Source organism: Gluconobacter sp. OJB (assembly GCF_039638275.1).
In the GTDB taxonomy this organism is placed as follows: Bacteria; Pseudomonadota; Alphaproteobacteria; order Acetobacterales; family Acetobacteraceae; genus Gluconobacter; species Gluconobacter cerevisiae.
Genome location: NZ_JBDIWH010000001.1, coordinates 344,981 through 359,327 on the forward strand (window position 1 = coordinate 344,981; position 14,347 = coordinate 359,327).

The following is a 14,347-nucleotide window of genomic DNA, read 5'->3' on the forward strand; positions in this document are numbered from 1 at the left end:
AAAATGATTGGGAAAGTTCGTATCCTTGCCACTGCCATGACGCTCTCCGGTGTGCCGGTGGCGAAGGCCTATGATACTGCATCCGTCTGTAAAACGGCGGTGCAGGCTGCTGAACAGCAGGCAGGAATCCCGTCTCGTCTTCTCGATGCCATCAGCCGTGTGGAGAGCGGGCGGCGGGACCCGAATGGTTCGGGGACTATTGCCTGGCCCTGGACCGTTAATGCGGCTGGAAAAGGATATTTCTACGAGAGCAAGGACGAAGCCATTGCGGCGGTGCGGGATTTTCAGGCCCACGGCATCGTTTCGATTGATGTAGGCTGCATGCAGATCAACCTGCACCATCATCCGGACGCTTTTTTTTCGCTTGAAGATGCTTTCGATCCGTTCAGCAATGCGCGCTACGGTGCCCGTTTCCTATCCGGGCTCCATCATCAGCTTCAGGGCTGGCCAGCCGCGACGGCAGCCTATCACTCTCTCACCCCAGCTCTGGGTGCCGACTATGCCCGGCATGTGCTGGCCATCTGGAACGGACAACCCGACAGTTACCGACCTCCCGATTTCCTTCCACAGGTCGTCATGACAGCGTCTGGTCTTCAGGCCATGCTTCCAGCCGCCAGACCTGCCCCATATTTTGCACTGAACAGGCAATCCGGATTTTCTGAACGGCCGACGCCGCGGGTGGAAGCCATGCCGTCTGTTCACATGGTGTCCTATGCGCCACCGCCCCGCATTATCCATCACGCAGTCGGTCAGGCTGGAAGCGCTTTGCCGGTGCATGGCGGACGGGATCTTGCGTCCTACCGCGCCATGCCGATCCGGCTTGCCTGGCGTCAGCGCTGATCAGGACCCCGACCAGCCGCCCCCTGCTCCGGCATAGGCTCCGTGATGGGATGAATGATGTCGGGTGACGGATGCTCCGCCGTCATCAGGGGTGTGGACACAGGCGGAAAGTCCCAGAAAAAATATCAAGATCGACGCGCGCAACATCATTTCTCAGCACACCTTACACTTTGAAACTGTCGGTCAAAGAACCCGGACCAATCTGGTTCGTTTTATGCTTCATGAATGGAGAAAAATCATGAAGTTCCTGCTTTGCCTGCTCGTCGGCGCACTCACGGCCCGAATGTGGTTCCGTGTTCTGGCCAATACATCATGGCGTTCCGTGTTAATGGGAAGCAGGAACAGCTGAGGCGGAGGACTTTCCCCGCTCAGAAAAACTCCGGTGCTTCAGGGCGTGAGGCATCCAGCCAGCCCTGAAGCATGTAGGCGGCGGCCATCTTATCGACGACTTCGGCACGCCGCCCTCGTGTCATATCGGCATCCTGGATCAGGAAACGGTTGACGGCACTGGAAGACAGCCGTTCGTCCCATAATCCTGCGGGAATCCCGAGACGTTCGGACAAAGCCTGCGTCCAGTCGGAGGCCGCACGGGCTGCAGGGCCAAAAGATCCATCCAGTGAAAGCGGCAGTCCAACAACAAGGGCGCCGACGTCCTGCGTGCGGACGATCTTGGCAAGTTCCTGAGCGTTTTCTCCCAGTTTTCTGCGCTTGAGGCCGATCAATGGGGAGGCCAGCATGAGAGAAACATCCGTTAGCGCAACGCCGATGGTCTTCGATCCGGGGTCCAGCCCGAGGATGCGCTGACCGGATTGAACGAGATTACGGAGATCATGTGGATTGAACAGGGGCATAGCACGGCGTTATGATCCCCTCGAAGGCTGAAAAGCCACCATAAAATTTCCTCTTGCTCAGGAATATTCATGTCGCTCGACGCGAAAACGGTTACGCGCATCGCCAGACTGGCGAGGATCGGTCTCCAGCCCGGAGAGGTTGAAACTCTCGGACAGGATATGGGCTCCATCATTGACTGGGTGGAACAGCTCAAGGAAGTGGATGTCACGGGCGTTGATCCCATGATTGGTACGGGTCTGGCAAAGCCCCGTCTGCGGGAAGATCGCGTCACGGATGGCGATTGCCGTGACAAGGTTCTGGCCAATGCCCCCGAACGGGAAGGTCCGTTCTTCACGGTACCGAAGGTGGTTGAATAATGTCCGGCATTCACGATTTCACGCTGGCTTCGGCCCGGGACGCGCTCAAGGCACGCAAGATCTCTGCGGTCGAGCTGACGAACGCTCATATTGATGCGATCGAGCGTCTGGACGGTCAGCTGAACAGCTGCATCACCCGCACGCCCGATCAGGCCCGCGAAGGCGCCAAGTCTGCGGACGCGGCTCTGGCCAAAGGCGAAGGGGGTAGTCTGTGTGGTATTCCGCTGGGTATCAAGGACCTGTTCTGCACGAATGGCATCCGTACCACGGCCGCCAGCAAGATCCTTGGCAACTTCGTACCGCCCTACGAAAGCACGGTCACGGCCAATCTGCTCAAAGATGGCGCAGTTTTTCTGGGCAAGCTGAACCTTGATGAATTTGCCATGGGATCGGCCAACCTGAACTCGGCTTTCGGTCCGGCAGTCAATCCTTGGAAGCGTAAGGATTCTGACGCAAAGCTGGTTCCGGGTGGCTCTTCAGGTGGTTCTGCCGCAGCTGTGGCGGCTGGTCTGGTTCTGGGTGCCACGGGCACGGACACAGGCGGTTCTATCCGTCAGCCGGCGGCTTTTACGGGCATTGCCGGAATCAAGCCGACCTATGGACGCTGCTCGCGTTTCGGGACGATCGCTTTTGCAAGCTCGCTCGATCAGGCTGGCCCGATGGCCCGTAATCTTCAGGATTGCGCCATTCTGCTCGAATCGATGGCTGGTTTCGATCCGCGCGATTCCACGAGTGTTGATACGCCCGTTCCGAACTACGAAGCTGCTTTGAAGCGCGGCGTTAAAGGACTGCGCGTTGGTATTCCTAAAGAATATCATGTGGACGGCATGCCTGCGGAGATCGAGGCACTCTGGCAGCAGGGTATGACCTGGTTGCGGGATGCTGGTGCGGAAATTGTTGAGGTTTCCCTGCCTCACACGAAATACGGCCTTCCCACCTATTACATCGCGGCTCTGGCCGAAGCGTCTTCGAATCTTGCGCGCTACGATGGTGTCCGTTTTGGTGAGCGTGTGAGTGCGCCTTCGCTGGATGGTCTCTATGAGGCTAGCCGTGCCGCTGGTTTTGGTGAAGAGGTCAAGCGTCGTATCCTGATCGGCACGCATGTGCTGTCTTCAGGCTATTACGATGCTTATTACCTGCGCGCGCAGAAGGTCCGGACGCTGATTCAGCAGGACTTCCTGAAAGCTTTCGAGAATGTCGACGTTCTTCTGACGCCGACCGCACCATCGGGTGCTTTCGCGCAGGACGAAAAGCCGACCGATCCGGTGCAGATGTATCTGAATGACGTCTTTACGGTTCCGGCGAGCATGGCGGGCGTCCCTGCCCTGTCCGTTCCGGCTGGTCTGGATGCGCGCGGTGTGCCGCTTGGGTTGCAGCTTATCGGTAAGTTCTTTGATGAAGAGACGCTGATTGCTGCCGGTCATGCCATCGAACAGGCGGCGGCGTTCCATCACAGACCAACCCTTCATGCAGGAGTGTCGGCATGAGCTATCGTATTACCGGCAGCACCGGCGAATGGGAAATTGTTGTCGGCCTTGAAGTTCATGCTCAGGTCGTCAGCGAAGCCAAGCTCTTTTCCGGCGCTTCAGCGGAATATGGCGGTGAGCCGAACACGCATGTCAGTCTTGTTGACGCCGGTTTTCCAGGCATGCTTCCTGTTCTGAATCAGGAATGCGTTGCGCAGGCTGTTCGTACAGGTCTGGGGCTCGAAGCTGAGATCAACCTGTTCAGCCGCTTTGACCGCAAGAACTACTTCTATGCAGATCTGCCCACCGGCTATCAGATCAGCCAGTTTGCCCATCCGATCATCGGTAAGGGCAAGGTTCTCGTTGATCTGGCCGATGGCAGCACGCGCGAAATCGGAGTGACGCGTCTGCATCTGGAGCAGGACGCTGGCAAGTCGATTCATGATCAGGACCCGACGCGCTCTTTCATCGACCTGAACCGTGCCGGTGTGGCGCTGATGGAAATCGTCAGTGAACCGGACATCCGTTCGCCTGAAGAAGCCGGAGCCTATCTGCGCAAGCTGCGTCAGATCCTGCGTTATATCGGCACCTGTGACGGCAATATGGAAGAAGGTTCCATGCGTGCCGATGTGAACGTGTCGGTCCGTAAGCCGGGTGAAACGGAATATCGCACGCGCTGCGAGATCAAGAACGTCAATTCGATCCGCTTCGTGATGATGTCCATTGAGGTTGAGGCGCAGCGTCAGATCGAAGTCTGGGAAGCTGGTGGAACCGTCGATCAGGAGACTCGTCTGTTCGATCACGTCCGGAGCGAAACACGCTCTCTGCGTAGCAAGGAGGACGCGCACGACTATCGCTACTTCCCTGATCCTGACCTTCTGCCGTTGGTCATCGAACAGTCCTGGGTTGACGAACTCAAGGCGGCTTTGCCTGAGCTGCCTGAAGCCAAGCGCGCACGTCTGGAACAGGAATATGGTGTCAGTCGCTACGAGTCTTCGGTTCTGTGTGTTGAGCAAGCGATCGCTGACTTCTACGAAACCGTAGCCCGCGGCGCAGACGCCCGTCTCGCCGCCAACTGGATGTTGGGGGACTTCTTCGCAGCCCTGAATCGCACGGGCCGTTCCATTGAGGATAGTCCGGTGAGTGCGGAAGGTCTGCGAGAGCTTCTGGGCCTGATTTCCAATTCCACGATCAATGGCAAGATCGCCAAGGAAGTATTGGAAGACATGGTCGAGACGGGCGATTCTGCCTCTGCCATCGTCGAGCGCAAGGGGCTCCGTCAGGTTACGGATACAGGTGCCATCGAAAGCGCCATTCGCGAAATTCTTGCGGCCAATAATGACAAGGTCGAAGAATATAAAAGCGGCAAGGACAAGCTTTTTGGCTTCTTTGTCGGCCAGACTATGAAAGCCATGAAGGGCAAGGGTAATCCTGCCCTCGTCAACGAAACTCTGAAAAAACTTCTTTCAGAGTAAGGCGAAAAAAATGTTCTCAGGGGGTTTGACCACAACGCGGTTACCCCCTAAGAACACTCCTGCATACGCCGTGTGAACCGCGTAGAGTGCGGAGGGGTGGCCGAGAGGCTGAAGGCGGCGGATTGCTAATCCGTTATACGATGTAAGTCGTATCGTGGGTTCGAATCCCATCCCCTCCGCCAGTTCTTTTGAAAAAACAAAGTAAAATAAAAGAACGCATTCATACTATAGAATTTGTTCCTGCATGATGGTGACTACGAGTCAGGTCGTCCGATAGAGCGGATGCCGGGTTTTGCCATTATAAAATTGTAACAAGACTCATTGTCAGACCGTATAATTCTTGCTGGCTTCTACTATACTTGAGGTTCAATCTTCTTATTTATCCTGCGATTTTGTTTCATACGACTGTGTATATAAATTGAAATTTAGAGCGTTGTACTCTCTTCGTTGCATATCATGAGAAAATCATAGGATGCACCCGGCTATCGCGTTATGAAGATCCGGTTGTTTCTTTCAGAAAGCTCATCATGCATTCCCTGCCCCTCTCAAATCTGACCGGTTTGCACAATACGTGAATTTTTTTTCCTTCAAAAAGAGAGCATCCATACCTTCATTTGCCGTTATGACCGGCGGAACAGGTGGAATTGGGTGTGAGGTTGCAGAGATTCTCCTGGAGCAAGGTTGGGATGTTCTTCTTCTGACACGACGGCCAAGCAAAGCTGAAGAACAGGTTTCAAGCGGGAAGGGACGATTTGAGGCAGTTTTCTGTGACCTCACGCAGCCTGTAGATCTGGAAACTGTTAGTGCCACGGTTCTTCAAAGAAAAAAACCTATCGGCTTACTGATTCATTGTGCTGGAAAGATACAGCCTGAGTCGGCTGGAAATATCACGCGGGTTAGTCTGGAAGAACAGACGACAATCAATCTGACGTCTCCAATACTTATGACCAGTCAATTGCTTCCTGCTCTTTCTCCCAATGCACATATTGTATTTGTTAATTCCATTGCAGGCGTTATGCCCTTGCAGGGAAGCTCAGTATATAGTGCAACCAAGTTTGGTCTCAGGGGTTTTGCGCGCTCGCTTGCGCTGGAATTTAAACCAAAAACTATACAGGTTTCGTCTATCTTCCTTGGTGCTGTTGATACCCCGATGCTCGAACAGGAAACGACAGATGGTGGATCAATACTGAATTTTGTTAACAAACCTCTATCGGCGCGACATGTAGCCAACCTGATTGTCCAGACTAGTGCCGGGAAAGGGCGCGAAGTCTTTTTGCCAAAATTGGACGGTGTTTTCGCGCATGCTTGCTTAATCATGCCGTGGCTTTTGCGAATAACGACACCTCTTCTTGAGAAAATAGGTCGTATTGGACTGCGACGCTTCCAGAAACATAAAGCAACTTCCAATGAATGATGATGTCTTTTAAATTCTACGATTGTTTTGAACTAAAAACGGAATTTTTATGAGTTGCATAATATCATAAAAAATACACTTTAATGTTTTATTGACGAAAAAGGGCAAGCAATCTAAAAAATCGTTTTTGTTTTACGCTTTCGGAAGGCTGTAACGTGCCCAGTGTAACGTTGACTGATTTTCTGCAAGTGACTCAATGGTCGCCTGATCAGCTTGCTCGCCAGATTGGCCGAACAACAGATGACATCCTGTGGTGGACTCATCACGACAATGAACTGCCGCCTCAGCTTCAAGAATGGATGGCACGCATTGTAACGGCCTTTCAAACAGAGCCTCCCCCTCGCGGATATGCAATGGAGCGCCCTCAAGGCTGCGCTTTTAATGAAGATCCTTCAATAACCGTCGTGTGTAATGTCTGTGGCCTTGCTCCTCGTTGTGGCCAAGGCATTTACGCGAAACATTGAGACGGCATCCTATTTTCCTGCATAGAGCCGCTCAGAAAGGCGGGAGGCAGCTTTTCGAAAAGCCTGAAAGAAATCGCGGTCAACTGCGACGCTGCCGCCTGCCATACCGATAAAACCTTCGATCATTCCATTTTGAAGCATGCCTTCGGAATGGACGAGCATACCATCGGGATCTTCCATAAAACCGGAAGACGGGGCATCGCTTGCAGGTCTTTCGCGAAGGTTTTTATTCCACGCCCCGCTCCAGTAAATTTCTACTTTTTCTGAATAAAGGCTCCCATCGACAGTATAGGCATCCATTGGTTTGCCCAGACCCATCATATAGCCAATTTCAACCGCTGTACCTGGATCCATTTCAGGAGATCGACGGAAAGGATCAATACAGAATAGGCCTCCGGCGCAGCGGTCCATCAGATCACGATCGGCTCGGACAAAAGCAAGAATGGTCTCTCGCCCTGGAGGCAGAAGCCGAGCCTCAGCTTGGCCGTCAAAAGGCGCAACGCCTTCCAAACCGTATTCTGCACAGATTAATTTTAGCCTAGAAAACAGGGCGAGGGCTTCAGGGCGAAATACCAAATCGCCTGCCAGGTAAACTGGAATAAGATTTTTCACCATAGATGAGAGCTTTTACACACTTTTAAAGCGCGAAAAAAGCCTTCTGTTTGAATGAATATATAAGGATTGATTTTTTTTATACTAATCTTTAACAGGTTTGCTTCTTATGATTGTGGTCGCTGAAGAAACTGTATTTCTTTGACACCGAGGAATACTTTCCGTTTCGGAAAAGCATTAATCGGCACAAGTAATATTTTTTCAGAAGCTTAGGATGGTGGGCGCGACAGGGATTGAACCTGTGACCCCTGCCGTGTGAAGGCAGTGCTCTACCGCTGAGCTACGCGCCCATCCGTTGGACGGGCTTCTAGCAAGATGTTGTTTTTCTGACAAGATCTTTTTCTCAGGAAGCCGGTTTGCCCGCTCCGGCTTCCCTTTTCGGGCGCTCAGAAACCGAACATATGGTCGAGGGAGAACGCTCCCTCTCCGTTTTCCAGTCCGTGATAGCCGAAAAGACGGCATGTCAGGTCACGGATGAGGACGTAGCCACCCTCCCCTGCGTGATTGAGATGCGACGCTTCGAACAACTCCTGTGGCCGCACCATGAAAGATCCGTTGGGCGCAATCCTGATCGTCGTTTGGGCCAACAGCACGCCATTTGCTGCGTGAAGCAGCAAGGTTGTTTCGGAAGCCTCAGTTCCTTCAACGGAAGCCGGATGGATCAGGCAACAGAAGCTGCTCAGCGTGTCCTGAGCAGTTTTCTGACCCAGTTTCAGGAACAGCCGTGTGGTGAGGCCCGGCGGTGGTCCAGAATAGGATTGTGGCTCAGAACGCCACGTCATGAGTGTATTGAAGATATGCGCCCCGAAACTGGTTTCCGCGGCATGGTCGCTCTCACGATTCCGGTATCGCATCATAGCATGCAGCCATCCATCCGCCTCGCCCCCATCACGGAAATCATAGACCAGATCCGCATGACCGGGACGATCCGTCAGGTCGTGCAGCGCGACGACCGTGTCATGATTGCGCTGAAGGTTTCCCAGAAAATGCGAGCCGGTTTTTTCGCCAGCTTCATCAAACAGATCCAGCCTGACAGGGAGTGTTTCCAGTGCTTCAGACATGGGGTTGGGCTGAAGAAAAGTTTCGAAGCACTTCGGGTCAAGGATCGGGAACGGAAGCAGAAAGCCGCGGCCCAGCGACGACGGGAACTGACGGATTGCAGGATCTGGCCGCAGGTTGTCCCTCTCCACATTCAGATGCGCAATGCGGGTCCGGCCACGCTGGGTAATTTCGTAGCGTGGCCGAACAAGGTGACGGCCGGAACGCAGCTCAAGTTGTGCTGGCCAATGCAGTCCCGGACAAAGCGCACCGACATCCACAGCCACAGTCTCGAACGGTCCTACCGTGTGGTCGATCGGATATGCGACGTCTTCTCCCATGCGATTGAAGGTAATCGCTCCAGCCGGGATCGTCGTCGCATGACTGTTCTGAACCCAGACGATGAGCGTCTCATCAGATTCCGGTGCGGGAAGGGTCGCGTAACGCACGGAGGGCCATGCATTGGCGTCATGCGTGACGGACAGACTTGGATCGCCGTTCTTGCCCCAACTGTCGAGCGCGTATTTCACGACGTCATGGCCACGCGCGCCGAGAACATGAATGAAAAGCTGTCCCGTAAACTCGGGCAGATCAAACCGACGCCGTACTTCGGCGCTATCGACCGTAATTCCCGCACCGGCTTTCGTTACCGGCTGCTCCCACTGTGCCAGAATCTTGCCGGTTCCATCATAGAGCCGCATCCAGTAGCGCAGGTTTTCGGCAGCATAGCTGGACCAGTAATTGGCCGTCACGATCCGGCAGGAGAAGCGCTCCGTTTCGCGGAAAAAAGCAAAATTTGTCGCAAAATTCAGCTTGTCCAGATAGGGCCGTCCCTTGACCAGCATATCATCCGGCAAACGGGCTGCTGCGAGGGTCTGGAGTTCACGTCCGTTCAGAAGCCCCTTCAGGCGCGTCCGCATTTTCGCATCTTCAAATGACAGCGCGAGAATGACATCTGCTTCCGTGGTGGGAAGATCCACCAGTGCCCGCAGCGTACCGCCAAAACCATCCGGCTTTCCGACCTGTTCGGTGTCATGAACATAGACATGCGCCGGTTTCAGGCCGGGATAGAGAGCAGCCAGCGTGCGGGCGGCATCATCCGGGTCGTAGACCGCCAGTGTCCGGCCTGAGAATTCGGCTTCCATGCGAAGGAGAGCTTCAGCGGCCAGCGGATGCGCCAGTGCCTTATACAGAATATTGCCACCCTGCGGACCAAAGGTGCGGATATCGAGCATACAGGGGGCCCTTTCAGAGCTTCAGACGTCGGCGCATTTCTCTCGCCACGAGGGGGGTATCGTCAAGCGGGGCCACGTCCCAAGGGGGCTGTTCAGGATTGAACATTTTCACGCGCCCGGTGTCTTCGAGGGTTTTTACAAAGCGTGAGATCCGGTTTGAATGCCCGGGCAGCGGAAAAACCAGAACGGGCGCGGATGTCGCCACGGCTTCGGAGATCATGGAAACGCTATCGGTCGTCACGGCAATGACGTCAGCACAGGCCAGCATTCCCATATAGGGGTTGTCATCTCCAGTGCCCGTAAGAACGGCAATGCCGTGTGGCTCCAGCCGTGTGCGAAAAATATCCACTGCTGCCGGATCGGTCCGGCGTGATGGCGTGAGGACGGCCTGCATGGTGTTGCGCATGGTAAAAGCGATGATTCCTTCCGCTATCCGCTCTGCTTCGGTCGCCCCCAGTGTGAAGCGGCCATTTGCCCCTCCGATCAGAACAGACAGGAGCGGACGGTCATCCTGCTTCAGCCGTTCCTCCCACTGGATGCGGGCCAGATCGAGCTTCTGCTGCGTTACGGGATGAAGCGCATTGCGCGAGATCAAGACGTTCGGCCCATTGATGCCATCATGCGTATTGGCAATCACCAGATCGAACTTTCGGACCGGCATACGCGGGTTCTGGATCTGCACAACGGGCAGCCCTTCGCGCCGTGCGATAGCCCTTCCAACAACGCCTCCGGTCCCTCCGATGCAGATGATGAGGCGTGTGCCTTCGGGAATCCTGATTGGATCGACCCGATTTAAGGGAAACGGCCAGTACCGTGCAGGAAAGCGCGACCAGAACGGCTGGATGCGGACTGGTCGGAAATCCCACTCCAAACCTGCCTTTTCGGCCAGTCCCGCACCCTGTGCGCGCATGCCGGCGAAGTCCTCCGCGATGATGATGGCTTTCATGACGGAACTCCGCAAAAAAGAAGGTGTTTCCCGAACTGCGAGAAATTTGGCAAGAAGCGCATATGACAACGTCCCAGACGCCCCCTGCCTCCTCGAATACAACCCCAGCCGCTCCTGCTCCCGGATTTGAGGAGCTTGGGCTGATTGCCCCTTTGCTGGCAACTCTCGCTCAGGCCGGACACAAACGCCCGAGCCTGATCCAGGCGCAGGCCATTCCTCCCCTGCTTGAGGGAAAGGACGTTCTGGTCGGCTCCCAGACCGGTAGCGGCAAGACTGCGGCGTTCGTGTTGCCTATGCTTCAGAAGCTCGAAGAAGCAGGCCCGGCGCCTGGTCCGCGCGCGCTCATTCTTGAGCCAACCCGCGAACTCGCCGCCCAGACCGCCGCTGTGTGCCGTCAGCTCGGCCGCAGGCTTTCCCTGAAAACGCGCGTTGTCTGTGGTGGAACGTCGCGTGAGCAGCAGGTGCAGTCTGTCAGCGATGGCGTGGATATCATCGTCGCAACGCATGGTCGTCTGCTGGATCTGGTCCAGCAGGCCGATCTTGTTCTGGAACATCTGACCTATCTTGTTCTGGACGAAGCTGACCGCCTGCTGGACGAAGATTTCTCCGCCAGCATGACCGCGCTTACGCCCTATTTCCCGGACCACCCTCCCCAGACCGTTTTCTGCTCGGCGACATTGCCCGAGCCTGTGATGGATCTTGCCAAACGCGTGACGCGCAATCCTGTTCGTGTGGAAATCGCGGCGGAGTCCTTCACGCCCAAAAATATCCGTCAGCGGGCGATCTTTGTGGAAAAAGACGACAAGCCCGAAACCGTGGCTCGTCTGCTGAAGCATTTCGAAGGCCGGAGCATCGTCTTCGCGCGGACGAAGAACACGGTGGACGCGCTCGCCAAAATTCTGCGGCGGCACAATTTGCGGATCGAGACCCTGCATGGGGATCGCACGCAGGGTGCTCGCAACAAGGCGCTTGACCTGTTCCGTCAGGGGCGCGTTCCCATTTTGGTGACGACCGACATCGCCTCGCGCGGTCTCGATATTCCGGACGTGGATCTCGTCATCAACATGGATATGCCCGAAACGCCGGAGGCTTATGTCCATCGTATCGGCCGGACAGCCCGTGCCGGACGCAAGGGCGTGGCGTTTTCGCTGATCAATATCGATGAGCGGACTTTTCTGCGCGATGTCGAGAAACATATCGGCTACCGCGTGCGGATCGCGACGGAAGACACGCTGGACCGTTAAGCGTTGCGGCTGGCGAGAATGTCCCTCGCCAGATTTTCCCATCCCTGCGCATTATCAACGCGGGGACGTATGGGCGGAGGTGCTTTAAGGAGTGTCTCCAGCGCCCGTGCGATCGCTGCGGGGTCCGGATCGCACAGTACAGCCTGCGGATCGTCGGCAAACTGCTCGACAAGACCACCCACACGCGTTGCAACCACATAGCGGCCGCTAGCAATCGCCATGGCTCCTACGCCACTCTGGGACGCCTCACGATAGGGCAGCACCACGATATCGGCCCATTCGACAAGCGCGGGCAGAGCGTCTTCCTCAACCCAGCGGTTCTCGACGCTGACATTTTCGAGCGTCGCAAGCCTGTGGAGTTCGGGGCTTTGTGGGCCATGCCCGACAACCCGACATTCAAAGGCATGACGGACGTGGGGCAGAGCCTCCGCCAGAAGGTCCAGCCCCTTGTAAGGCAGAAGGCGCCCGAACATGAGAATGCGGGGCTCACCTCCATGGGCAAATGGCACTGTGCCAGTCCCGCCGATAAAGGGTGGATGCGCAAGCGCCGTTACGGGACATGGCACGGCATGTGGCCCTGACGTCAGCCCGTCGGCAACATGACGGCTGAACGTGACAATCTGATCGGCGTGCCGGATCAGGCGCCGCTGCAATAGAGCCTGCAACGGATATCCGTCTCCCGGATGCGGCTGTGCATCATGCACGATAACGACGGTCCAGACGCCTGCTCTGTGAAGCACCTGCGTCATCAGCATGTCCAGCGGACCCGGCATGGCGCAGATCGCGACATCCGGGCGGAAATCCCTCACGATCCGTGCAAGCTGTCTGCGAAGCCAGGGGGCTGTCAGAAGTCGTTTTAGCAATCCACGGAGCGAACTATATGTTGCGACCTTGACCACGGCTTCCGGTGCATTTCGGCTTCGCAGGATTTCCGCCCGTTCTGACAGGCAGAGCAGAACCTCCGTCCCCGCCAGTCTTTTCAGGCCGTCCGCCAGATCCACCGCAATGCGTGGCCCCGCGCCCCGCCGCCCCCACTGCCAGACGAGGATGCGTTCAGAACATCCCCTCACGGTTGAACTCCAACAGCCTGCGCTGCATCGCGCAATGTTGCACCATTCAGGCGAGTCGCAATTCTGTGTCTGGCCTGTGCTCCAAGCATGGCGCGCAGATCCGGATCATCGGCCGCAGTGCGAAGAGCCTGAATGGCGGACTCCATGTCAGGCTGTGCCCATTGCGTGTCCGGCATGTCCCAGATCCCACGAGGATCACGGGCGGGAACGAGAGTATAGGCAACCGGGAAGCCGCAGGTTTCGTCCATAAACTCGGCCGTTGCGGACCAGTCCGTTGCAATCACGCACCGCCCGAGCGCCATAGCCTCCGCCACCACAAGCCCAAACCCCTCGCTGCGATGCAGGGACAACACGATATCCGCACATTCCGTCAGAGCGAGCCTGTCGGCACCATTGAGCTGTCCGGTTTCGATACGGATATTGGGGGCGCCTCCGATGGCCGCCCGGATCGTCGCCAGATCCTCAGGATAATGCGCGGTATGACCAATTTTCAGGAGCAGAAGCCGGTCCGTGCGGTCTCCAAAGGCTTTCCTGAAGGCATGGATTGTTTCGATCGGGCTTTTGCGGACCATGCTTGATGACAGGCTGAACGAAACGAGAACAATTACGCAGTCCTCCGGCAACCCGAAAGACGCCCGATCCCGCCCGGAAGATTTTTCTTCGGCAAGACCAACCGGATGTTCTACGACCCGCACCGGACGCCCCAGCGAACGCAGGGCATCAGCCGTAAACCGCGATGGCGCCCAGATTTCGTGCACATGCCGCCGGGCGATGCGCCATATTTCCGGAACAACCGGAAGCTCCCACGCCCAGTATCCGATGATCCTGCGCCCCGTCCGTAGTACGCGTGGCATGAAGAACTGGACATAAGGCAGCATGGGAGCATTCACATGCATCACCAGTGGCGCTCCCGGTCCCGTCCCGTCTCCTTCAAGAACGCGCCTGTCGATATCCCATGTCGCGCAGGGAATGCCCATCTCCCGCAGCGCCCGGACCATCAGACGTGCTCCTTCGCCAAGCCCCGAACTGCGGCTGAATTCACCCGCAACGATGAGTCCGTGTGCCGCAACAGGTTTGCTTCGCCTGACAGGCGGCACGGCCAGAGCGGTCGCCCGGATAAAAAATCGCCGTCGGGCATCCGCAGGAAACCGCTGCCACACTTTATGAAAAATGGAGAGAGACTGTCTCATCGTCCGTTCATGGGCCGTCTGTCCTTGGTCGTGAACATGGGCAAGGAGCCGAAAATCTCTGAAAAACCGGGCGGAAAACAGAAAACGAAAATGCCAGACCGGGTTCGGAAAAATGTGACTTCTTTCCGTTATGGAAGGAAAGAAA

12 protein-coding genes and 2 tRNA genes are annotated in these 14,347 nt (G+C 56.0%); 7 read left to right on the forward strand and 7 right to left on the reverse strand.

Annotated features, from left to right (window positions below; genetic code table 11):
• The first annotated feature begins 3 nt into the window (after positions 1 to 3).
• On the forward strand, positions 4 to 840 hold the full coding sequence (locus ABDK74_RS01590; protein WP_346002434.1) for a transglycosylase SLT domain-containing protein: 837 nt from the start codon (positions 4 to 6) through the stop codon (positions 838 to 840).
• Between the two features lie 368 nt (positions 841 to 1,208).
• Here ABDK74_RS01590 and ruvX read toward each other — a convergent pair whose 3' ends face one another.
• Positions 1,209 to 1,691: a Holliday junction resolvase RuvX gene (gene ruvX, locus ABDK74_RS01595; RefSeq protein ID WP_194263285.1), complete on the reverse strand. Its 483-nt coding sequence runs from the start codon at positions 1,689 to 1,691 to the stop codon at positions 1,209 to 1,211.
• Positions 1,692 to 1,760: 69 nt separating this feature from the next.
• Between ruvX and gatC the strand changes: the two genes are divergently transcribed.
• The 5 genes from gatC to ABDK74_RS01620 all read left to right on the forward strand — a co-directional run bounded on the left by gatC (position 1,761) and on the right by ABDK74_RS01620 (position 6,403).
• Entirely contained in the window at positions 1,761 to 2,048 is a 288-nt protein-coding gene (gatC, locus tag ABDK74_RS01600) for an Asp-tRNA(Asn)/Glu-tRNA(Gln) amidotransferase subunit GatC (RefSeq protein ID WP_194263284.1), read from the forward strand.
• Positions 2,048 to 3,535, forward strand: coding sequence for an Asp-tRNA(Asn)/Glu-tRNA(Gln) amidotransferase subunit GatA (gene gatA / locus ABDK74_RS01605; protein WP_346002435.1), 1,488 nt, complete (start codon positions 2,048 to 2,050; stop codon positions 3,533 to 3,535). Before gatC ends, gatA begins: the two co-directional genes overlap by 1 nt.
• Positions 3,532 to 4,989 (forward strand): Asp-tRNA(Asn)/Glu-tRNA(Gln) amidotransferase subunit GatB, encoded by a 1,458-nt coding sequence (gatB, locus tag ABDK74_RS01610; protein ID WP_346002436.1) that lies wholly within the window; start codon positions 3,532 to 3,534, stop codon positions 4,987 to 4,989. Before gatA ends, gatB begins: the two co-directional genes overlap by 4 nt.
• A 90-nt stretch (positions 4,990 to 5,079) precedes the next feature.
• Positions 5,080 to 5,171, forward strand: a tRNA-Ser gene (locus ABDK74_RS01615).
• A 389-nt stretch (positions 5,172 to 5,560) separates the two neighbouring features.
• Positions 5,561 to 6,403, forward strand: coding sequence for an SDR family NAD(P)-dependent oxidoreductase (locus ABDK74_RS01620; RefSeq protein WP_346002437.1), 843 nt, complete (start codon positions 5,561 to 5,563; stop codon positions 6,401 to 6,403).
• 473 nt (positions 6,404 to 6,876) lie between these two features.
• Here ABDK74_RS01620 and ABDK74_RS01625 read toward each other — a convergent pair whose 3' ends face one another.
• The 4 genes from ABDK74_RS01625 to ABDK74_RS01640 form a co-directional block, all read right to left on the reverse strand.
• The gene (locus tag ABDK74_RS01625; RefSeq protein ID WP_346002438.1) at positions 6,877 to 7,482 is read right to left on the reverse strand and encodes a nucleoside 2-deoxyribosyltransferase; all 606 of its coding nucleotides are present in this window, start codon (positions 7,480 to 7,482) and stop codon (positions 6,877 to 6,879) included.
• 212 nt (positions 7,483 to 7,694) lie between these two features.
• A tRNA-Val gene (locus ABDK74_RS01630) sits at positions 7,695 to 7,769 on the reverse strand.
• A gap of 96 nt (positions 7,770 to 7,865) precedes the next feature.
• The gene (locus tag ABDK74_RS01635; RefSeq protein WP_346002439.1) at positions 7,866 to 9,752 is read right to left on the reverse strand and encodes a hypothetical protein; all 1,887 of its coding nucleotides are present in this window, start codon (positions 9,750 to 9,752) and stop codon (positions 7,866 to 7,868) included.
• Positions 9,753 to 9,765: 13 nt separating this feature from the next.
• Positions 9,766 to 10,698, reverse strand: coding sequence for a mitochondrial fission ELM1 family protein (locus ABDK74_RS01640; RefSeq protein ID WP_346002440.1), 933 nt, complete (start codon positions 10,696 to 10,698; stop codon positions 9,766 to 9,768).
• 62 nt (positions 10,699 to 10,760) lie between these two features.
• Here ABDK74_RS01640 and ABDK74_RS01645 point away from each other — a divergent pair, with 62 nt between their 5' ends.
• Complete coding sequence (locus ABDK74_RS01645) at positions 10,761 to 11,942, forward strand: DEAD/DEAH box helicase (protein ID WP_346002441.1); 1,182 nt, start codon at positions 10,761 to 10,763, stop codon at positions 11,940 to 11,942.
• Here ABDK74_RS01645 and ABDK74_RS01650 read toward each other — a convergent pair.
• Both ABDK74_RS01650 and ABDK74_RS01655 read right to left on the reverse strand, forming a co-directional pair.
• A complete protein-coding gene (locus ABDK74_RS01650) occupies positions 11,939 to 13,012 on the reverse strand; it encodes a glycosyltransferase family 4 protein (RefSeq protein ID WP_346002442.1) in 1,074 nt (357 codons plus the stop codon). The genes ABDK74_RS01645 and ABDK74_RS01650 overlap by 4 nt on opposite strands.
• On the reverse strand, positions 13,009 to 14,202 hold the full coding sequence (locus tag ABDK74_RS01655) for a glycosyltransferase family 4 protein (RefSeq protein ID WP_346002443.1): 1,194 nt from the start codon (positions 14,200 to 14,202) through the stop codon (positions 13,009 to 13,011). Before ABDK74_RS01655 ends, ABDK74_RS01650 begins: the two co-directional genes overlap by 4 nt.
• Positions 14,203 to 14,347: the final 145 nt, after the last annotated feature.